This window comes from Winogradskyella wichelsiae, from assembly GCF_013403925.1.
GTDB classification, from domain to species: domain Bacteria; phylum Bacteroidota; class Bacteroidia; order Flavobacteriales; family Flavobacteriaceae; genus Winogradskyella; species Winogradskyella wichelsiae.
The window spans coordinates 114,761-135,858 of sequence record NZ_JABFDJ010000008.1; the positions used below are offsets into that span (position 1 = coordinate 114,761).

At 33.4% G+C, this 21,098-nt stretch carries 16 protein-coding genes; 7 read left to right on the forward strand and 9 right to left on the reverse strand.

Annotated features, from left to right (window positions below):
* Nucleotides 1-79: 79 nt before the first annotated feature.
* A complete protein-coding gene (locus HM985_RS15515; protein ID WP_179377131.1) occupies nt 80-1,033 on the reverse strand; it encodes a PhoH family protein in 954 nt (317 codons plus the stop codon).
* Nucleotides 1,034-1,154: 121 nt separating this feature from the next.
* On the opposite strand from HM985_RS15515, the gene HM985_RS15520 reads away from it, so the two are divergent.
* The 6 genes from HM985_RS15520 to dnaN all read left to right on the forward strand — a co-directional run bounded on the left by HM985_RS15520 (nt 1,155) and on the right by dnaN (nt 6,510).
* Entirely contained in the window at nt 1,155-1,991 is an 837-nt protein-coding gene (locus HM985_RS15520; protein ID WP_179377132.1) for an SAM hydrolase/SAM-dependent halogenase family protein, read from the forward strand.
* A 3-nt stretch (nt 1,992-1,994) separates the two neighbouring features.
* Nucleotides 1,995-2,291: a putative quinol monooxygenase gene (locus tag HM985_RS15525; RefSeq protein WP_179377133.1), complete on the forward strand. Its 297-nt coding sequence runs from the start codon at nt 1,995-1,997 to the stop codon at nt 2,289-2,291.
* A gap of 83 nt (nt 2,292-2,374) precedes the next feature.
* Nucleotides 2,375-3,097 carry a gliding motility-associated ABC transporter permease subunit GldF gene (gene gldF, locus HM985_RS15530; protein ID WP_179377134.1) on the forward strand — a complete coding sequence of 241 codons (723 nt, stop codon included), beginning with the start codon at nt 2,375-2,377 and terminating at the stop codon, nt 3,095-3,097.
* 1 nt (nt 3,098) lies between these two features.
* Nucleotides 3,099-3,605 (forward strand): hypothetical protein, encoded by a 507-nt coding sequence (locus tag HM985_RS15535; RefSeq protein ID WP_179377135.1) that lies wholly within the window; start codon nt 3,099-3,101, stop codon nt 3,603-3,605.
* The gene (gene gldG, locus HM985_RS15540; RefSeq protein ID WP_179377136.1) at nt 3,592-5,262 is read left to right on the forward strand and encodes a gliding motility-associated ABC transporter substrate-binding protein GldG; all 1,671 of its coding nucleotides are present in this window, start codon (nt 3,592-3,594) and stop codon (nt 5,260-5,262) included. The genes HM985_RS15535 and gldG overlap by 14 nt, the downstream gene beginning before the upstream one ends.
* Nucleotides 5,263-5,391: 129 nt before the next feature.
* On the forward strand, nt 5,392-6,510 hold the full coding sequence (dnaN, locus tag HM985_RS15545) for a DNA polymerase III subunit beta (protein ID WP_179377137.1): 1,119 nt from the start codon (nt 5,392-5,394) through the stop codon (nt 6,508-6,510).
* 150 nt (nt 6,511-6,660) lie between these two features.
* Here the strand turns inward: dnaN and HM985_RS15550 are convergent, their stop codons facing one another.
* Nucleotides 6,661-7,023: a DUF4870 domain-containing protein gene (locus HM985_RS15550; RefSeq protein ID WP_179377138.1), complete on the reverse strand. Its 363-nt coding sequence runs from the start codon at nt 7,021-7,023 to the stop codon at nt 6,661-6,663.
* Nucleotides 7,024-7,217: 194 nt separating this feature from the next.
* Between HM985_RS15550 and HM985_RS15555 the strand changes: the two genes are divergently transcribed.
* A complete protein-coding gene (locus HM985_RS15555) occupies nt 7,218-8,954 on the forward strand; it encodes an alkaline phosphatase D family protein (RefSeq protein WP_179377139.1) in 1,737 nt (578 codons plus the stop codon).
* Nucleotides 8,955-9,013: 59 nt separating this feature from the next.
* Here HM985_RS15555 and HM985_RS15560 read toward each other — a convergent pair whose 3' ends face one another.
* The 7 genes from HM985_RS15560 to HM985_RS15590 form a co-directional block, all read right to left on the reverse strand.
* Nucleotides 9,014-9,223, reverse strand: coding sequence for a YgaP family membrane protein (locus tag HM985_RS15560; RefSeq protein ID WP_173588684.1), 210 nt, complete (start codon nt 9,221-9,223; stop codon nt 9,014-9,016).
* Between the two features lie 19 nt (nt 9,224-9,242).
* Entirely contained in the window at nt 9,243-9,548 is a 306-nt protein-coding gene (locus HM985_RS15565; protein ID WP_179377140.1) for a hypothetical protein, read from the reverse strand.
* A 131-nt stretch (nt 9,549-9,679) separates the two neighbouring features.
* The gene (locus tag HM985_RS15570) at nt 9,680-12,874 is read right to left on the reverse strand and encodes an efflux RND transporter permease subunit (protein WP_179377141.1); all 3,195 of its coding nucleotides are present in this window, start codon (nt 12,872-12,874) and stop codon (nt 9,680-9,682) included.
* Nucleotides 12,875-13,130: 256 nt separating this feature from the next.
* Nucleotides 13,131-14,210: an efflux RND transporter periplasmic adaptor subunit gene (locus HM985_RS15575; protein ID WP_179377142.1), complete on the reverse strand. Its 1,080-nt coding sequence runs from the start codon at nt 14,208-14,210 to the stop codon at nt 13,131-13,133.
* A 65-nt stretch (nt 14,211-14,275) separates the two neighbouring features.
* Nucleotides 14,276-15,583 (reverse strand): TolC family protein, encoded by a 1,308-nt coding sequence (locus HM985_RS15580; protein ID WP_179377143.1) that lies wholly within the window; start codon nt 15,581-15,583, stop codon nt 14,276-14,278.
* A 590-nt stretch (nt 15,584-16,173) separates the two neighbouring features.
* Complete coding sequence (locus HM985_RS15585) at nt 16,174-17,037, reverse strand: outer membrane beta-barrel protein (RefSeq protein WP_179377144.1); 864 nt, start codon at nt 17,035-17,037, stop codon at nt 16,174-16,176.
* A gap of 8 nt (nt 17,038-17,045) precedes the next feature.
* Nucleotides 17,046-21,098 (reverse strand): HYR-like domain-containing protein (locus HM985_RS15590; RefSeq protein ID WP_179377145.1); only part of this gene is annotated, 4,053 nt, incomplete at its 5' end.

Genomic DNA, 21,098 nt, shown 5'->3' on the forward strand with positions numbered 1-21,098 from the left:
ATTTATATAATTTCTCTTTTTAATTATATAATTAAAAGACAAAAGCAACCCAACCCATAATTAACAAAAAACTTAAGTATTATTCCCTGTTTTCAATACTTTTATAAGCTGCAATCACTTTCTTTACAAGCTTATGACGAATAACATCTTTATCATCAAGGTAGATCATACCAATACCATCAACGTTTTGTAACACTAAAAGAGCTTCCTTCAATCCAGATGTTGTACGACGTGGCAAATCGACTTGTCCAGGATCTCCTGTCAACAAAAATTTGGCATTCTTACCCATCCTTGTTAAAAACATCTTCATTTGTGCATGTGTTGTATTTTGTCCTTCATCTAAAATTACAAAAGCATTATCTAAAGTACGACCCCGCATAAAAGCTAAAGGTGCTATTTGAATTACACCTTTTTCAATATAACTTTCTAATTTTTCTGCAGGAATCATATCGCGTAAAGCATCATATAAAGGTTGCATGTACGGATCTAATTTTTCTTTTAAATCTCCTGGTAAAAACCCTAAATTCTCACCTGCTTCAACAGCAGGACGTGTTAATATAATTCGTTTAACTTCTTTATTTTTCAGAGCCTGAACAGCTAAAGCAACACCAACATAAGTCTTACCTGTACCTGCTGGCCCTATCGCAAAAACCATATCATTTTTACGAACAAGTTCTACAAATTTTCGTTGATTTGCTGTTTGAGCTTTTATTAGCTTCCCGCCAACACCATGTACTATAACTTCCCCGCTTTTTGCTGTAGTTTCATAATCGTCCTTGCTTTGACTTGTAAGTACACGTTCAATTACGTTTTCATCAAGTTTGTTATACTTTCCAAAATGTTTCATCAACATTGTCATTCTACGATCAAATTCTTCAAGAAGATCTTCATCACCATAAGCCTTTAATTTATTGCCTCTAGCAACAATTTTAAGCTTAGGATAATATTTTTTTAGAAGTTCAATATTAGCATTTTGCGCTCCGAAAAATTCTTTAGGAGATATTTCTTCGAGTTCTAGGATTAGTTCATTCAAAAGCGAGCTTTATTTAGTGCGTTAATATATTTTCTTTTCTTAATTTTGTAATTCAATTGTATACACACAAATTTAGCAATTTTACAACCACAAAATTTAAAAAAATATCAACAATCAATCCATGGCAATAATCACTTTAACGACTGATTTTGGACAAAAAGATCACTCTACTGGTGCCATTAAAGGAGCTATCTACAGTGAGCTTGACCAGGTTAACATTGTCGATATTTCGCATTCAATATCTCCGTTTAACACCTGTGAGGCTGCCTATATTATACAAAATGCCTATAGTAGTTTTCCTAAAGGAACGATTCACCTCATAGGTATCGATTCTGATTTAAGCCCTGAAAATAAGCATATTGCCGTTAAATTGGACGACCATTATTTTATATGTGCTAATAATGGTATTATGAGCATGATTTGCAGTGATATAACTGCGGATAAGATTGTAGAGATAAATATACACGACAAAGTAGAAACTAGTTTTCCTGTTTTAGATATTTTTGTAAAAGTAGCTTGCCATATTGCAAGAGGTGGAACTTTAGAGGTGATAGGAAAAGTTATTAACACTATAAAACCGATTAAAAACCTAAATCCGTTTGTTAATGATGAACAAAATCAAATAATAGGAAATATCATTTATATTGATAATTATGGAAATGTAGTGACCAATATTAAGCGTAAATTTTTTGAAAATATTCAGAAAGGAAGAGCTTATGAGGTTTCGGCTCGCAATCATAAGTTTAAAACAATATTAAATAAATACAGTGATATTCTAAGTTATGACAGTGAAGACTCGATACGCAATGCAGAAGGCAAAGCAATGGCTGTTTTTAATTCTTCTAAATATTTAGAAATTGCTGTTTATAAAAGTAACAATAGTACTGTTGGTAGTGCTACAACTTTAATGGGCTTAAAAACTCAAGACACTGTAACCGTTAATTTTTTAAAGCCATAAGATTTGTTAGTAAGAATTGTAAAAATGAGTTTTGAACCTTCTAAAATTGAAGAATTCTTGACTAATTTTGAAATCGTAAAAGATAAGATAAGAACCTTTGAAGGTTGTAACTTTCTCGAGCTATATCGTGATCAAAATAATACTAATATTTTTTTTACTTATAGCTATTGGAATTCTGAAAATGATTTGAATAATTACAGACATTCTAAGTTGTTTAAAGGTATTTGGGCTGAAACAAAACCAAAGTTTAATGCCAAACCAGAAGCTTGGAGTGTAGATAAAATCGCTTCATTAAAATAAATCATTGTAATCTTTAATAAAAATTTTAATTGAAGATTAAAACGATTAGAAATTATAATAGAATAAAGAACGAATACTAATTTATGCTAGCAATACTAAAAAAAGAAATAAACACCTTCTTCGCATCGCCAATTGGCTATTTAGTGATTGGTGTATTTCTATTACTCAACGGCTTATTTTTGTGGGTATTTAAAGGCGAATTCAACATTTTAGATAATGGACAAGCTAGTTTAACTTCTTTCTTCTTACTTGCGCCTTGGATTCTTATATTTCTAGTTCCTGCAGTTACAATGCGTAGTTTTAGTGACGAAAAAAAGCAAGGAACTTTAGAGTTGTTAGTAACCAAACCAATTTCTCATTTTCAGATTGTTTTAGGCAAATACTTTGGTGCCTTTACATTAATAATATTGGCTTTAATACCTACATTACTTTATGTTTACACGGTTTTGGCATTGGGCAAGCCTGAAGGGAATTTAGATATGGGAAGTACAATCGGTTCCTATTTTGGCCTTCTATTTTTAGTCGGCGCATATACGGCTATTGGTGTCTTTGCCTCTACGCTTTCAGACAATCAGATTGTCGCATTTATTATAGCTGTTTTTATCTGCTTTTTTCTTTATTTTGGCTTTGAAGGAGTTTCTAATTACAACATTTTTAACGACTTTGTCTACATGGAAAACCTCGGTATGTCTGCACACTATAACAGTATGAGTCGCGGAGTTATTGACACAAGAGATTTGATTTATTTTATAAGTATTTCAGTCGCTTTTTTATTATTTACAACACTTAGAATTCAAAAAAAATAAAATGATTATTACACCCTTATTAGTTCTATTTTTAATTGTCGTTTTTGTACTGATCTTTTTGTTCTTAAACACGGTAGATAAACGCAAATGGTTAACTGCACTTCTTAGTTTAGTACTTACCCCTTTTGCTTTTTTGTTTATGTTTTATCCATTCCTAAATATTTTGAGTAATTATCATCACCAAAAATACTTTAATAGTGAAGCTTGGACCGAAAACCCAAACTTACGTTATGAAATGATTGATTACACTATTGAATCTGATACGTTAATAGGTGTTTCAAAAGATAAGATAAAAACATTATTAGGTGCTGAAGAATGGCTCACTTGGGATGATGCAAAAAAAGCACACGACACTAATAAATGGAATTATGCGCTAGGTATAGAACCAGGTGCTTTTACAGAGCATAAAGAATGTGTTGAAATCACTTTTGAGAACGATAAAGTTATTGCTTTAAAACCATATCGAGAAGCCATAACTTTCGAGAATACTGCAGATGAAAAAGAATAAAACCATAATATATACTGTTGCTATTATTGTTGGACTCATTATTGTTAATGCAGTTTCAAGTTCTATATATCAACGTTTCGATTTAACAAAAGATCATCGCTATACGCTATCTGACAACTCTAAATCTCTAATTACCAATTTAGATTCACCTTTAGTTATCGATGTATTTTTAGAAGGCGATTTTTCTTCAGAATTTAGATTACTTCAAACTGAAGTGCGACAAATAATTGAAGAGTTTCAGCTAGAAACTGATCAAATTTTCATTAATTACATTAACCCCATTCAAGATGAAGCGACTCGTGAACGTAATATTGAAGAGTTAACAAAATCAGGCTTAGAACCTTATATAAATACGAACAATAGCACAGGAAAAGTAACGCAAGACATTATATTTCCATGGGCTTTTGCAAGCTACAAAGGAGAAACGATAAAAATCTCACTTTTAAAAAGAAGCATCACTCAAGGCTTACAAGAACAAATTAACAATTCTGTACAAGCTCTAGAATATGCTTTTGCTGACGGATTTAACAAGCTTGTGAATGCAAAATCTAAAAAAATAGCGATTTTAAAAGGTAATGGTGAGTTAGATGATATTTACATGGCCGATTTTCTAACAACCATAAAGCCCTATTATAACATTGCACCTTTCACTTTAGATAGTGTTGCTTCTAATCCGCAAGGCACATTAGATAAGTTACAAAACTATGACTTAATTGTTGCTGCCAAACCAAGCATTGCTTTTTCAGAAAATGAAAAATTAGTATTAGATCAATATACTATGAATGGTGGTAAAAGTTTATGGTTAACAGAAGCTGTTGCCATGGATAAAGACAGTCTATATAATGCAGCAGGACGCGGTGTTTCTATTATGCGAGATCTGCGCCTTAATGATTTTTTCTTCAAATACGGAGTTAGAGTTAACCCTACACTGGTAAAAGACCTTTATTCTGCTCCAATTATGTTATCTATTGGCGAAGGTAGCCAATCACAAATGCAGCCTATACAATGGCAATATTCGCCATTAGCAGCATCAAACCCTAATCATTCTATTACTAAGAATTTAAACTTAGTAAAATTTGATTTTGCAAGCCCAATTGACACTCTAAAAAATAGTATTAAAAAATCGATACTATTGCAAAGTTCTCCAAAATCTAAATTAGAAGGAGCACCAACAACGATTTCATTAGACGAAGTAACAATGACGCCAGATGAAGACAGCTACAATAAAGGGTCTCAAAATTTAGCTGTACTCTTAGAAGGAGAGTTTTCTTCGGTTTACGATCAGCGTGTTGTACCTTTTAAAGTCACTAATTTTAAATCTAAAAGTACCGCAACTAAAATGGTTGTTATTTCTGATGGAGATGTTATTAAAAATGAAGTTTTAAGAAACAGACCTCAACAATTAGGCTTTGACCAACTCACTGGTAAGTCATTTGGCAACAAGGAATTTTTACTAAATACGGTCAATTACCTTTTAGACGATTCTGGACTTATAAACATAAGATCTAAAGAAATAAATATTGCTTTTTTAGATACTGATAAAATAAAAGAGCGCAAATCTAAATGGCAATTTATTAATATTGCTTTGCCTCTCATACTTTTAGCATTATTTGGCTTTATCTTCAATTATTTTAGAAAACGCAAATACACCTCTTAAAACATTATGCATAATTGCATTTAAAACAACTTAAACAGACCTATTTTGTTAATAAGTTTGTTTTATAAAACGCTTCTATTGAGATATATTTGTAAGAACAATTAAAAGTATTAAACACAAATATTCAGCATGAAATTTATTGTTTCAAGTACCTATTTATTAAAACAGCTTCAAGTATTAGGAGGTGTTATTAATAACAGTAATACACTACCAATTTTAGATAACTTCTTATTTGAACTAAGCCAGTCAAAATTAACGATTTCGGCGAGTGATTTAGAAACTACAATGTCTGCAACTATTGATGTTGAAAGTGACTCTGAAGGAAGTATTGCTTTACCTGCAAGATTACTTTTAGATACTTTAAAGACGTTTCCTGAACAACCCTTAACTTTTGTTGTTGAAGAAAATAACACGGTGGAAATTAGCTCTAATCATGGTAAATATGCATTAGCCTATGCAGATGGTGCTGAGTTTCCTAATGCAGTTTCTATTGAAGATGCAAGTACTACAACCATTAAAGGAGATATCTTAGCAACGGCTATTAGCAAAACTATTTTTGCTGCTGGTAATGATGACTTAAGACCTGTAATGAGTGGAGTGTTTTTTCAATTCTCTCAAGATAGCCTAACATTTGTAGCTACTGATGCTCACAAATTAGTTAAATATACAAGAGCAGATGTTACCGCTACGGAATCTGCAGAATTCATTATGCCTAAAAAACCTTTAAATCTTTTAAAAGGTATTTTATCAGGAAGTGATGATGATGTTTTAGTTGAATATAATGACTCTAACGCTAAATTTACTTTTGAAAACTCTATATTAATTTGTCGTTTAATAGATGGTAAATATCCAAACTATGAAGCGGTAATTCCTAAAGAGAATCCGAATAAATTAGTAATTGACAGAACACAATTTTTAAATTCAGTAAAGCGTGTTAGTATTTTCTCTAACAAAACAACACATCAAATTCGTTTAAAAATTGCTGGCGCTGAATTAAATATTTCTGCAGAAGATATCGATTACTCTAACAAAGCAGAAGAACGTTTAACTTGTGATTACCAAGGTGACGATATGCAAATTGGTTTTAACTCTCGTTTCTTAACTGAAATGATTAACAACCTAAATGCAGATAACGTGCAATTAGAGATGAGCTTACCAAACAGAGCTGGAATCTTAACACCAACAGATGGTTTAGATGAAGGAGAGCACGTTACAATGCTTGTGATGCCAGTAATGTTAAATAGCTAATATCAATTCCTTTGAAAAAAGGAATCTCTTATATAATATTTTAAACACTCATTTTTTATGAGTGTTTTTTATTACACATAGAAATAAGAATTCTAAAAAATAGAAAAGGCTCGCTAAATAGCGAGCCTTTTACTTCCATTATACAAATTCCTAACTAACAAAATTAAAAGACAATGGATAATATGGTAATTCACCTTTACTGGCTTTTATAGCATTTACAATTGGCATAATAAATGCCAAAATTGCAACAAGTATTAAAGTTATAATCCCTAGCCCAAATAGAAAGATTAATGGAATGCTAATTATAGTATAAACAAGGGTGCTTATCTGAAAGTTTAAAATAGATTTTCCATGTACATCCATACCTTCTACTTGTTCTTTTTGAGTTGCCCAAATAATTAAAGGGGCAATAAAACCGCCAAAAACAGTTGCATAAGTTAGCAATTGAGATAAATGTGTTAAAACTAATAATTGATTGTCTGTGCGTTTAAGTGTTTGATAATTTGATTCCATAATTGATGATTTTTCAACTATATGACGCATATATCTTTATTATGTTACAGAATACTTTCCAAATCACATAAAAAATAACAATAATTGCTTAACATTCGTTTATTAGTTTAACAAGAATGATACACATACATAACACTTACGTAAAATAATTATACCAGCTTACATTATAACTTGCAACAAAAGTTATAATAGATATGAATAAGAATTTTAGCCGAAGAAATTTCATAAAAAATGCAGCCTTAGCAACTGGAGGAATTTTATTAGTTCCTAACTTTATTAGCTGCAGTAGTGATGATGATTTTACAAGTGGAAATGTAGATTTCACGGGATTTACAAATCAAAATTTCAATGAAGGAGTTGCTAGTTTCGACCCTACACAATCCCAAGTAATTATATGGACACGCTACACAACTGCTATGCCATCTGTAACCTTACAATGGCAAATTGCAACCGATATAGATTTTACAACAATATTACGAAGTGGAGAAGTTGAAACAGACAGTTCTAGAGATTTTACTGTTGCTGTTGAAATTCAAAACTTAGATACTAACTTAAAGCTTTATTATCGTTTTATAAACATTGAAGATGAAAGTAGCTCTCCTATTGGGGAGACTATAACTTTACCAACAGGTAATGTTAATCAAATTAAATTAGGAGTAACTTCTTGTGCTAATTATGCCGCCGGTTTGTTTACCGTTTATAATTCTATGGCAAATTCTGACTTAGATATTGTAATCCATTTAGGGGATTATATTTATGAATATGGTGAAAACGAATATGGTACAAATGAATATACAGCAGCCTTAGGAAGAACGCATAGCCCAACTCATGAAACAATTTCATTAGACGATTACAGAACGAGATATAAACAATACAGAAGTGATGAAAATCTTATGTTGCTTCACCAAAAGAAACCATTTATCTGTGTTTGGGATGATCATGAAATATCAAACGATACTTATAAAGATGGTGCTGAAAATCACCAAAGTGATGAAGGTTCTTTTGAATCTAGAAAACAAAGCGCCCTACAAGCTTACAGCGAATACCTTCCTGCTAAAACCAATGATATTAGCGTTATCTATCGTAGTTTCCAAATAGGAGATTTAGTTAATTTAGTAATGTTAGACACAAGGTTGATTGGTAGAGATAAACAATTAGTAATTACCGATTATTTTGATGCTACTGGTAGTTTTGATGCTGCTACATTTCAGCAAGAATGGTTAGATACAAGTAGAACCATTTTAGGAACAACTCAGAAAAACTGGCTTTTAAATGAAGTAAGCGGTAACAGTGCAGAATGGCAAGTAATAGGACAACAAGTTTTAATGGGTAAAATGATGGTTCCTGCTGAATTATTAATGGCTTTAACAACTATTATAGCTGAAATAACAGCAACAGGATCTGCTTCTGCAACATCAATGGCTAGTTTTCAACAACAATTAGAAGAGCTTGTAACATTAAAACTAAGAGTTCTTGCTAATGACCCTTCACTTACAGAAATAGAATTAGCACGAATAAATACTGTTTTACCTTATAATTTAGATGCTTGGGACGGTTATCCTGCCGAACGCGAAATTATATTAGAAGCTTTTGCAGATAAAAAAGTGGTTGTTTTAGCGGGTGACACACACAATGCATGGTCTAATGAAGTAACATCTAACAGCGGAAACGTTACAGTAACAGAATTTGCGACCTCATCAGTATCTTCCCCTGGTTTTGATACTTATTTAGGTTCGGAAGCGAGTTTTGTTGCCGGTTTTCAACAAGCCATAACCATTCTTATTGATGACTTAAATTATTTTGATTCTGCAAGACGTGGTTATATGGAAGTAACTTTTAGCCCAGGTTCTGCAACATCTAATTGGATATTTGTAGATACTGTTTTTTCTGAAACATATAGTACACAAACCGGAAATACGGTTACTGTATAATTTTAAAACTATACAGTAACTCCAAATCTATATTTATAAACAAAAGAAGGCAACCGTTGTTAGCAAGACTTACAACTACCGCCTTCTTTTTTTATGCCTAATTTTACCAGAATAGTTTCTAATAAACACCATTTGGTAAAAGCAGACTGAATTAAATTTACGCCAATAAATACGGTGAACCACATCCAATTTGGACTTACATAAACGGTAAGTACTACACTTAGTAATACCATGACACCAACAATAACTCTAAAATATGTATTTAACATGTTTTCTTTTTTTTTAAGTTTAAATAGATTTTTCAATAGGAACCACAACCGCTTTAATAGGATTATTAGTTTCTACATTAGTATTAAATTCTTTTAATAGACCAAATAACGCATCAATATTCTCATCTTCTGCAAACGAGAAAAATAAACGCGATTCATTGCCAAATTGCTCTCCTGGAAACCAACTCGAAGCCATCGTTACAGATGGTCCGGTTTTATGACCATCAATATCGGAACTACTTAGATTCTGAATATTGGCTTTTTTAAATAATTTCAAAACCTCTTTTTGAAATTCTTCTACTGCTGTAACTATGACTAATTTCATGTTGTTTTTGTATTATGTTATGACCGTCACTTCAAGTGATTTTCGATAGAAAACTATATCGAGAAGTCTTGATTAACATATTCTCGATACAATTTTTTCGTACCTCAAAAACTACTCGAAGTGACGACCTGTTATTTATAATTCTTCTTCTCTATCATGTAATACACTAATGGCACCACCAATAAAGTCAACACCGTAGAAACAATCGTTCCTCCCATTAATGAAATGGCTAATCCTTGAAAAATCGGATCAAATAGAATAACGAATGCTCCGATGACTACGGTTCCTGCGGTTAGTAGAATTGGTGTTGTTCTCACAGCTCCTGCTTCAATTGCAGCTTGTTTTAATGGTACACCTTCTGCTGTTCTTAGGTTTATAAAATCAATCAGTAAAACAGAGTTTCTAACCATAATTCCTGCTAAAGCAATCATACCAATAAAAGAAGTTGCAGTAAAAAATGCGCCCATAATCCAATGCCCGAGAATAATTCCAATTAACGATAATGGAATTGCAACCATCATTACAATTGGTGCTTTAAAGTTTTGAAACCAACCTACAATTAAGATATAGATTAAGATGATGGCTCCTAAAAAGGCAATTCCTAAATCTCTAAATACTTCCAAAGTAATTTGCCATTCTCCATCCCATTTTACGGTATAATCATCTTCAAATTCTGGCTGACCTAAGTACATTTCGTTAATAGCAAAACCTGGTGGCAATGGAATTTCTTTTAATTTTTCTTCCATTCCTAAAATAGCATACGCCGGACTCTCTAACTCCCCTGCCATGTCTGCCATCACATAAACGACACGTTTTTGATTTTTACGATAAATACTTTTCGCTGCAGATGCTTCTGTAATAGTTATTAAATCCGCGATTGGTACTAAATTCCCTTGCTTAGACTTCACTTTTAATTGTGAAATATCAGTAATCGTCGATTTCTCTTTTTCATCTAAAGCTAACACCAAGCCTATTTGGCTCACCGCATCCTCATCATATAAATTAGTAATCGCTCTGTTAGATAAAGCCATATTCATGGTATAAGCAATTTGCTGTGGTGCTACGCCATATAACATTGCTTTTTCTTTATTAATCTCAAATTGATATTCAGTTTGGTCTGCTTCTACCATCCAATCTACATCGACAACATCAGCTGTATTATTAAGAATATTTTCTACATGCTTAGCCACTTTAATCTGCTCATCATAATCAGGTCCATAAACCTCAGCAACAATTGTAGACATTACCGGTGGTCCTGGTGGTACTTCTACCAATTTCACATTCGCTTTGTATTTAGATGCTATTTTCTGAATATCTGGTCGTAATAACTTAGCAATATCATGACTCTGTGCTGTACGCTCTTCTTTATCAATTAAATTCACTTGAATATCTGCCATGTTAGATCCACCACGTAAATCGTAATGACGTACCAAACCGTTAAAGGTTATTGGTGCAGAAGTCCCAACATAGTTTTGATAATTCACTACTTCTGGTCGTGTAGATAAATATTGTGAAATTTCTTGAGCCACAACACCTGTACGTTCTAGCGTAGATCCTTCTGGCATATCAATCACAATCTGAAATTCATTCTTATTATCAAACGGTAACATTTTTACGGCTACAGAATTGGTAAAAAATAATACCATAGTTCCCATTAGCACCGCAAAAGTTCCTAATAAAAACAACCAACGCATTCCTTTATTTTCTAAAAGCGGTCTTTCAAATTTGTTATAAATCTTATAAATATGTGTCTCTTCAATCGCAACTTCTGGTTTATTTTCAGCACCTTTTTTCTCTTTTTCTCTTAAGAAAATATAACCTAAATACGGTGTAATAGTTAAAGCTACAAATAGTGATAAAATCATAGCAATAGATGCTCCTATTGGCATTGGCGCCATATAGGGCCCCATTAATCCTGAAACAAAAGCCATTGGTAAAACCGAAGCAATTACTGTAAATGTGGCTAATATAGTTGGGTTACCTACTTCATTAATCGCATATAAAGCCGCTTGTTTAAATGGCAAGCGTTTCATTTTAAAATGCCTATGCATGTTTTCTGCAATAATAATCGAGTCATCCACCACAATTCCTGTTACAAACACCAAAGCAAAAAGTGTAATTCGGTTTAATGTGTAGTCCATCATGTAATAACTCAACAACGTTAAAGCAAACGTAATTGGTACTGATAAAAAGACGACCAATCCTCCTCTCCAGCCCATAGCTAACATTACCACGATGGTAACGGCAAAGATAGAACCGATAAGGTGCCACAGTAATTCCGATACTTTATGAGATGCTGTTTCTCCGTAGTTTCTAGTAATTTCTACATGAACATCATCGGGGATCAAAGTGCTTCTTAAATGATCTACTTTATCAATAATCACCTCTGAAATTTTCATTGCATCCGCACCTTTTCGCTTCGCTACAGAAATAGTAACTGCGGGATATTCTGATTTATAATCTGCTGATTTTACACTCCCTTTACCGAAGCCTAAACTCACATAATTTTGTGGCACTTCTGGTCCATCTATAATTTTAGCGACTTGTTTTAAATAAATCGGTTGATTTTGTTGTACACCAACCACTAAATTTTCAACATCCGTAACCGTTTCTAAAAACTTCCCTGTGTTAATTAAAAACTCCGTATCATTTTTATCAAAACTCCCTGAACTCAATTGGCTATTATTAGCCTTAATCATTTCTGAAACTGATAAGAAATCTAAACCGCTTGATGCTAATTTATCTTTATCTAAAACCACACGTAACTGACGGTTTCGACCTCCAATTTTATGGGTAATAGCAACGTCATTCACCTTTTTAATTTCCGCCTCAAGCTCTTGTGCCATTTGGCTTAATTGGTAATCGTCGTAATTCTCACTCCATAGGGTTAATCCTAACATTGGCACATCGTCAATGGCGCGTGTTTTTACTAAAGGAAACGTTACCCCTGCTGGCATTTGATCCATGTGTTTATTGATTTCGTTGTATAATTTTACAAACGAACGCTCAATATCTTCACCCACATAAAACTGAACTATCACCATGCCCTGCTCTTTCATAGATGTAGAATACACATATTCCACCCCTTTGATATTCGAGATTAATTGCTCTAATGGTTTAATGACTCTTGATTCTACTTCCGTAGGACTTGCACCTGGATAACCAACAAAAATGTCTGCCATGGGCACATCAATTTGTGGCTCCTCTTCACGCGGAATTAAAAACGAACTATACACACCAACAACCATAAATACAATCATTAACAACACAGTTAACTTAGATTGTATAAAGATCTTGGCAATTTTCCCTGCGATACCTTCTTTCATTTGACTTTTATTATTTTGAAAAGTTGACAAATGGAACTCGTATATAAGACTTCTTTTTAAACTTTAAAATCCGTTTTACTCGTTTCATTATTTTATCTTTTTTGGGCGTTTTAACAGGCTATTCGTTACAATCTTTTTTCGCCATTTATGGCAGCAAAAAAAGGATTTCTACTTCTATCCTTAACGCGCTTACTCTTATGTGATTTACTCTTATTTATACCTGAAACCTTTCAGTATATTGCAAACTAAAAACTATCTACTGAACACTTATTTTAACGCCATTATAAAGCTTCCCTTCAGCTGAAACGATATAAGTTTCTCCTGCATTTAAACCCGCTAACACTTCTACCTGATCTCCGTAAGTTCTTCCTAAACGCAACCAACGTAATAGTGCTGTATTGCTTTGACTTACCGTATATAAACCGGTTAACTGCCCATTGGTAATAATGCTTTCACTTGGTACTAATACCAATTCTGATTTCGATTTTCTTTCCACAGGAAATTGAATCGTAGTAAACATACCCGATAGGATATTTACTTCAGTTTTATCTAAAGCTATTTTTACGAGATATTGACCTCCTGTATTTTTAGCAGAAGTACTTACTTCTGTAACTTTACCTTTAATGGTTTGGTTAATAGATTTTACCAAAACATCTACAGTCGTTCCTTTTTTAATTTCTGAAATTTCTGTTTCAGGCACCATTGCCATCACTTCAAAATTCCTTGGTGTTTCTATACTTATTAAAGGCACACCAGGGTTTGCCATATTACCAGCTTCTACATTTTTACTTGTCACTGTTCCGCTAAATGGTGCTGTAATATTACTATATGTGAATTGTGCATTGATTTCATTTTTCATCTGATTAGCAGATTCTAAACGCGCTTTAGCCATTTGGAAATTAGCCGTCATATCATCCATTTCTTTTTGTGATGCACTATTTTCTGAAAACAAATTTTCAAAACGATTGTAATCTTTTAGAGCATTATTAAAAGCTGCTTTTGCTTCGGTAATCCCTGCATTGACTTGCGCTCTTTTAGCTTGTAAATCGGCATTATTAATAGAAACCAATAATTGACCTTTACTTACTTTATCGCCTACATTAACATGTACTTTATTAACGTACCCCATCATTCTAGTACTTAAATCCGCACTATTTGAAGCTTGTATTTTTCCACTCACACTTAAAAATGGACTATTTCCATTAGTATCTACCTGGCTTGTCTTTACAACAATTGCAGGTGAATTATCTACAACATTTTTTTTGTCTTCGCTGCCACAACTTGTTAATAACAAGGCTAAAGAAAATGCAACGATGGTATATATCTTTTTATTCATTTTATATCTTTTTTAAAGCAAGAATTTTAGTCTTTACTCTTGGTTCTTTTATCTTAGTTCTCTTTTTATTCCTTGGTTAAAAATTGTAAATAAGCTTGTGCGTAATTGTATTCAAAAATGGTTTGATAATATTCGAGTTGCTTCTGTGAATACTGTGTTTCGGCAATTAATAAATCTGATGTTTTTTCTAAACCCTCTTTAAATCTATTGGTTCTTATTCTTAAAGATTCATCAGATTGTTCTAAAGCTAAGGCGGTTAATTTTAGTTTGTTTTCAGCATCTGTAAAAGCACGTTTCGCTTTGTTAAGTTCTAGGTTACTCTGCGATACGTATTGTTTGTATTCTAGTTTTGACTTTTCAAATTCCGATTTACTTTTTTGAGCTTTTCCAAAACGTTTAGAGCCTTGAAAAATATCCCAGCTCAATTGCGCTCCAAATAAATAACCGCTAGCATCGGCTTGAAAAATTTGATCGTCGTACAACTCATAACTTCCAAAGGCATTTAGTCGTGGTAAAAAAGCCATTTTATCTGCTTTACTCATAGCTTCATAAGCATTTGAAGCCAATTGCATCGCTTTAATATCCGAACGATTCTCTGAAATACTTTTATCTTCTAATCCAAAAGTTGAAACTGTTAAACTATCCGTTGGTGTATAAACTACATAACTTTCGTCATTCATTAAAAAAGACAAGTAATTAGAAGCATTTTGCACATTACTTTTTGCGGATTGTAATTGATTCTTTACCTCAGTCACTCGTACTTCAACATTCAAAACATCTGCACGTTGTAAATACCCTTGTTTAAAACTATTATCTGCTAATTGTTTATTGGCATTTGCAGCTTCTAATGCTGTTTCTAAAACATCTACCGCTTTATATGCTAACTGTAATTGCATATAAGCTTTCTCTACTTCAAAGGCTAAATAATCTTGTGTACGCTCCGTTTTTAAAGACATCGCTTCCATTTTAGATTTCGCTGCCTTACGCTGAAACATACCATCGATATTAATTAATGGTTGCTGAATTTCGAATTTTGTAGCGTAGTTTTCTATTTGTGAAGGATCGTTTAATGACGCTGGACTAAAATCGTTTGAGGTCAAAATTTCCTGATTCAATTTAGAGCCAAAAGCCATTAATGGATTTGTTGTTGCCATAGCGGTATGACTTGCTGTAATGTTTGGCAAAAACACCGCATTGGTTTGTCTGTAATCTGCTTTAGCCTGATTGAATTCTTCTTCAGAAATCTTAATAGAAGTATTATTTTCTGAAACTTTAGATAAGACCTCTGTTTTAGTTATAGGTACTAATTGTTGGGCTTGCACCATAAGGTTTAAAGCAAAGCATAACAGTAATATAGAAACAGTTTTTTTCATTGATTGTTAATTTATATTACAAAATTAGCACAATGTATTTGTTAAGTCTGTAACCAATGTTACGCTAGACGTTTACCCTAGCGTATTCTGTACATAGTGCTTATTAACAATAAAACGATCTGTTGTTCTATCTTGAAATGAAGTAAAGCCCATACGCTCATTAAGAATAAAATTGAAATAAAAACTGAATTTATAATAGAATATAAAGAAGATTAAATTAGAGGATCTATTAGGATTTGAGTTTATAAAAAATAAACCTAGTATTTAATCTTTTATCGCGATGCAAATTCTAATTCAAAAAAAAAGCGCTAACTGAAAGCAGTAGCGCTGTATTTAAACAGAAGTTTGGTTTAGTAAAAAGCCGATAACCTCATCAAAAAATAATATAAAAATCTCTATGAATGAATTGTACCTTAAGCTTAAAATTTGTTGAGTTTACTCACAAAAATGACATTAGAAATCCTATCGAAAGAATAGCCATGACAAAACTAAAATAGTAGCCTAAAACTGGCAACTTAAACTAAGTCTATAGGTGATGATTAATAATTCTTTTTTAACTTAAGATACAACTAGATATTCAACTTAAAAGCCTAGATTCCTAAAGCATATCTAAATTTAATTCCAAATGATTTTAAACGAGCCTCTTTTGCCATACCAGAATCAAACAGGCTGCCTAAGTAAAAATCACTTGGTGTTTCGCTGTCATAGTTTACCACATCAGTTCCTGTTGCCTCAGAACTAATTCTATTTAAACCATAATTAACAAAAAAACCAACATACAAATAACTTTCATTTCCAACTTCGGCTTTAAACCCTGACTCTAATACGGCTGAATAAGACATATCCCAGTCTAAAACCCCGTCGCTTTGAGAAATGTTGTTAAAGGTCCCGAACCCCATAAATTGCGGATCAAATAATTCGACATCATATTGTTCATAATAACCACTAGTAGATAAATTTTCTATAGAATTATTATAATTACTATTCAATATAATACCAACTTGTGCGCCAGCTCTTATATAAATATTAATGTCTCCGTCGGTCTCAAATTGTACAGTTAAAGGGATGTTTAAAACTCCCACTTCTTGTTTTTCTTTATAGCCTAAGGCTTCGTATCTAAATTCAAAAGTTTCATTTTCAAAATCTGTCGTCTCGTAATTACCTTTTAAAGCCTTTGTACGTGCCTCTGAATTGTACTTTTGATAATTCCCTTCTATATTTATAGACCATTGGCGATCTAAATAATATGCATACCCCAAACCAACACTAAAACCACGATTTTTATCGACATAACCTTCTGAAAAATCATATTCTAAATTAGAAAAGATACCACCAACATTAACAGAAAACTCACTCTTATGATCTTGTGACCATCCTTGCAGCGTGGTTAGTATAAAGCATAATAGTATAGTAAAATTAATAACGTTTGAATGCTTCGTATAAAATAGTTTCATATTGTTTGTTATTTGATGATCAATTTAAAATTACGTGTCATAGTACCTACAGTACAGTTTACGATATAAGCCCCGGCATCTAGTGTTCTTGGCAGGTTAATAGTCGTTAAGTTAGTAGAAGAAACCCACTGACTTACCTTTGCGCCTTGCATAGAATAAAGAACAATGTTTACTTGTGCTTTAGATGATATATTAAAACCTTCCATATCGATATTTAGAACTCTACCTGAAACATTTGGATTAGGATAAATAGAGGCTGAAAAATCATGTTCTAATGTAATATTAGCCATACAGGTTTGTAATATATCTCCTTCTTCAGTTTCCATCCTCACATAATATTCTGCATTTGGATCTAACAAATCGGTAGAACTTGGCCCTGCTGAATAATACTGCTCATTACCAATAAACTGTCCGTCTTTAAACCACTCATAAGCTACAAAACGATATCCTCCGTTATTTTCTGAATTATTATTGACCAATAATACATTATCAAATTTCTGCTCTACAATATCAAAGAATGGGAACATTTTTTCTATAATTACAATATAAGTTTCTGTTGTACTTCCATCTTGTGAAGTAATCACCACTTCTTGTTCGTAAATTCCTGGAGCAGGTGTTGCTATTGAAAATTGATGTGATGGATTTACATTGGCATTCGTTTCTGTTTCAAAAGTCACGGTCACGGCATCTAAAGCAGCTTCACAAGCCATGAGATAGTAAATTTCATTTGTTGGATTGTTATAAACCTCATTTTCTATAGTTACACTATGCGCAGCGGCATCACGACTATTAATCTGTAAGGTTTGCATCACAGATGTAGCTGGTAAATAGTTTGCGTTTCCTGCTTGGTGTGCCGTAATATCTACAAAACCAGAAGTTAGTAAAGCTACCCATCCTGCACTTGTTACAGTTGCTGGTGGATTAGCGACAGTAAAGGTATACGTATAATCTACTTCTAAACCAGAACTTGCCGTTGCTAGTAACTGAAAATCGGGGTCATCTTCTAACATCATTATCGCTAATGGATTAAATGTTATAATCTGCATCGCTTGTTCTATAGTTAAGGTTGCCGTTAACGTAATAATATCACAATTTACAGCTGTTATTGGTGGTGTTACTATTGCTGTTACCGTATAAACCCCTGCTTCTATTGCTCCATTAGCAGTGTTTGCTGTTGGTGTAATAGCATAACTAACACTAGCATCTGTAGGTAAATTATTAACCACTAAACTATGTAAACTTCCATCGTAAGTTACCGTATCATCATTGAAAGTAACTTCCGATATTGGTGAATCTAACACATTAATATTCTGCGTTTGCGTTGATGAATTTCCATTTACATCGGTATACGTCCAAGTGATGACTGTAATTCCTGGTGTTAATATAGGAAAAGTAGCATCATTAGTTACCGTTACCGTAACTCCACAATTATCTGTTGCGGTTGGTGCTGTAACATCTGTAGCTAAAACTTCACATGCCATTGTAATAGCTGTTAAGTTAGCAATGTCTGGAATTGGACCAGAAATATCTTCAATTACAACATTTTGAGTTTGTGTCGCTGTATTGCCATTTACATCTTCATACGTCCAAGTAATTACTGTGGTGCCTTGTGCAGTAATTGGGAAAGTTGCATTATGAGTTACGGTTACTGTACCTCCACAATTATCAGTGGCTGTTGGTTCAGTGATATCTGTAGCTAATACTTCACATTCTGCTGTAATAGCTGATAAACTTGCTGTATCTGCCACAGGCGCAGTAGCATCATCTATCACTATATTTTGAGTTTGTGTCGCTGTATTGCCGTTCACATCTTCATAAGTCCAAGTAATTACTGTGGTGCCTTGTGCAGTAATTGGGAAAGTTGCATTATGAGTTACGGTTACTGTACCTCCACAATTATCAGTGGCTGTTGGTTCAGTGATATCTGTAGCTAATACTTCACATTCTGCTGTAATAGCTGATAAACTTGCTGTATCTGCCACAGGCGCAGTAGCATCATCTATCACTATATTTTGAGTTTGTGTCGCTGTATTGCCGTTCACATCTTCATAAGTCCAAGTAATTACTGTGGTACCTTGTATTGTGATTGGGAAAGTAGCATTATTAGTTATGGTTACCGTGCCTCCACAATTATCAGTGGCTGTTGGTTCAGTGATATCAGTCGCTAAGATTTCGCATTCTGCTGTAATAGCTGCTAAACTAGTTGCATCTGCTACTGGTGCAGTGACATCATTTATCACTACATTTTGAGTTTGTGTCGCTGTATTGCCGTTCACATCTTCATAAGTCCAAGTGATTACTGTAGTGCCTTGTGCAGTGATTGGAAAAGTAGCATCGTTAGTTACCGTTACCGTACCTCCACAATTATCTGTTGCGGTTGGTGCTGTAACATCTGTTGCTAAGATTTCACATTCTGCTGTAATAGCTGCCAAACTAGTTGCATCGGCTACTGGTGCAGTGACATCATTTATCACTACATTTTGAGTTTGTGTCGCTGTATTGCCGTTCACATCTTCATACGTCCAAGTGATTACTGTAGTGCCTTGTGTAGTAATTGGAAAAGTAGCATCGTTAGTTACCGTTACCGTACCTCCACAATTATCTGTGGCTGTTGGTTCAGTGATATCAGTCGCTAAGATTTCGCATTCTGTTGTAATAGCTGCCAAACTAGTTGCATCGGCTACTGGTGCTATATTATCGCTTACTGTTACTATAGCTGTACAAGTCGCTGTAGCTCCTGCTGTATCTGTCACGGTTAAAGTGACTGTATTATCACCTAAATCATCACAATCAAAAGCAGTTACATCTAAAGATAAACTTACGGTGCTTTCACTATCTGAAGAACCATTATCAATACCTGATGAGCTAATACTTACACTGCCATTCTCGTCTAAATAAACCGTAACATTTTGACAACTTGCAGTTGGTGCGGTATTTTGTACTTCATAAGCTCCTAAATCTATAGTTGCACCAAATAAACGGGCATTACCGGCTAAATCTAAATCATTAGCCAAATCACCGCCTGCAGTAGTGTAAGATGCATTATTACCTGCATTTATAGCAACACTACTATCTTTTAAGCTATAATCGCCATTGCTTGGGTCTGTAAAAATGTCTGTATCAGTTAATGCTGTAGCGTCTATATTATTATTTACTGTAGAGCTATTATCTTTTATGAGTGAATAATTAGCTATATACCCACCTGTAATACCTCCCCAAACAATACTACTATTTAAAGTTACTGAACCATTAGTACTATTATAAATAGCCCCTACAACCGTTGTATTGGTTAAACTAGGTGATGAATTATTAATATTATAAATTCCGCCGCCATTATTACTAGCTGTATTCCCTGTAATCGCTACATTAGTAAAACTAGGTGATGAATTAGATTGATTAAAAATTCCGCCGCCATTACTAGCTGTATTCTCTGTAATCGCTACATTAGTTAAACTAGGTGATGAATTAAATTGATTAATAATTCCGCCGCCAAAAGATGCTGCTGTATTCCCTGTAATCGCTACATTAGTTAAACTAGGTGATGAATTAAATTGATTAATAATTCCGCCGCCAAAAGATGCTGCTGTATTCCCTGTAATCGCTACATTAGTTAAACTAGGTGATGAATTAAATTGATTAATAATTCCGCCGCCAAAAGATGCTGCTGTATTCCCTGTAATCGCTACATTAGTTAAACTAGGTGATGAACTCCAATTATAAATTCCGCCGCCATTACTAGCTGTATTCCTTGTAATCGTTACATTAGTTAAACTAGGTGATGAATTATTATTATAAATTCCGCCGCCAGAAGATATATAAATAATACTATTATTTACCTGTATCGATGAAGAACCACTAGCATTACCTGCCGTGACTTTAAAACCATTTAATAAAGCACTCCCTAAACCTCCACTAGAAATCACCACGTGATAAGTATTATCACTAATATCATTTAACGTACCAATATCTCCACTTAGAATACTCGTATTAGTTGTAATACTTAAATCTCGGGCAGTTAAAGTAGTTTCTGTACCTGCAAAACCACCGTACAACTGCACATT

Bases quoted from the DNA above. Each gene is read 5' to 3' on its own strand.
- HM985_RS15520 (WP_179377132.1), top strand. From the start codon at position 1,155: ATGGCAATAATCACTTTAACGACTGATTTTGGACAAAAAGATCACTCT.
- gldF (WP_179377134.1), top strand. From the start codon at position 2,375: ATGCTAGCAATACTAAAAAAAGAAATAAACACCTTCTTCGCATCGCCA.
- HM985_RS15535 (WP_179377135.1), top strand. From the start codon at position 3,099: ATGATTATTACACCCTTATTAGTTCTATTTTTAATTGTCGTTTTTGTA.
- gldG (WP_179377136.1), top strand. From the start codon at position 3,592: ATGAAAAAGAATAAAACCATAATATATACTGTTGCTATTATTGTTGGA.
- dnaN (WP_179377137.1), top strand. From the start codon at position 5,392: ATGAAATTTATTGTTTCAAGTACCTATTTATTAAAACAGCTTCAAGTA.
- HM985_RS15550 (WP_179377138.1), bottom strand. From the start codon at position 7,023: ATGGAATCAAATTATCAAACACTTAAACGCACAGACAATCAATTATTA.
- HM985_RS15555 (WP_179377139.1), top strand. From the start codon at position 7,218: ATGAATAAGAATTTTAGCCGAAGAAATTTCATAAAAAATGCAGCCTTA.
- HM985_RS15560 (WP_173588684.1), bottom strand. From the start codon at position 9,223: ATGTTAAATACATATTTTAGAGTTATTGTTGGTGTCATGGTATTACTA.
- HM985_RS15565 (WP_179377140.1), bottom strand. From the start codon at position 9,548: ATGAAATTAGTCATAGTTACAGCAGTAGAAGAATTTCAAAAAGAGGTT.
- HM985_RS15570 (WP_179377141.1), bottom strand. From the start codon at position 12,874: ATGAAAGAAGGTATCGCAGGGAAAATTGCCAAGATCTTTATACAATCT.
- HM985_RS15575 (WP_179377142.1), bottom strand. From the start codon at position 14,210: ATGAATAAAAAGATATATACCATCGTTGCATTTTCTTTAGCCTTGTTA.
- HM985_RS15580 (WP_179377143.1), bottom strand. From the start codon at position 15,583: ATGAAAAAAACTGTTTCTATATTACTGTTATGCTTTGCTTTAAACCTT.
- HM985_RS15585 (WP_179377144.1), bottom strand. From the start codon at position 17,037: ATGAAACTATTTTATACGAAGCATTCAAACGTTATTAATTTTACTATA.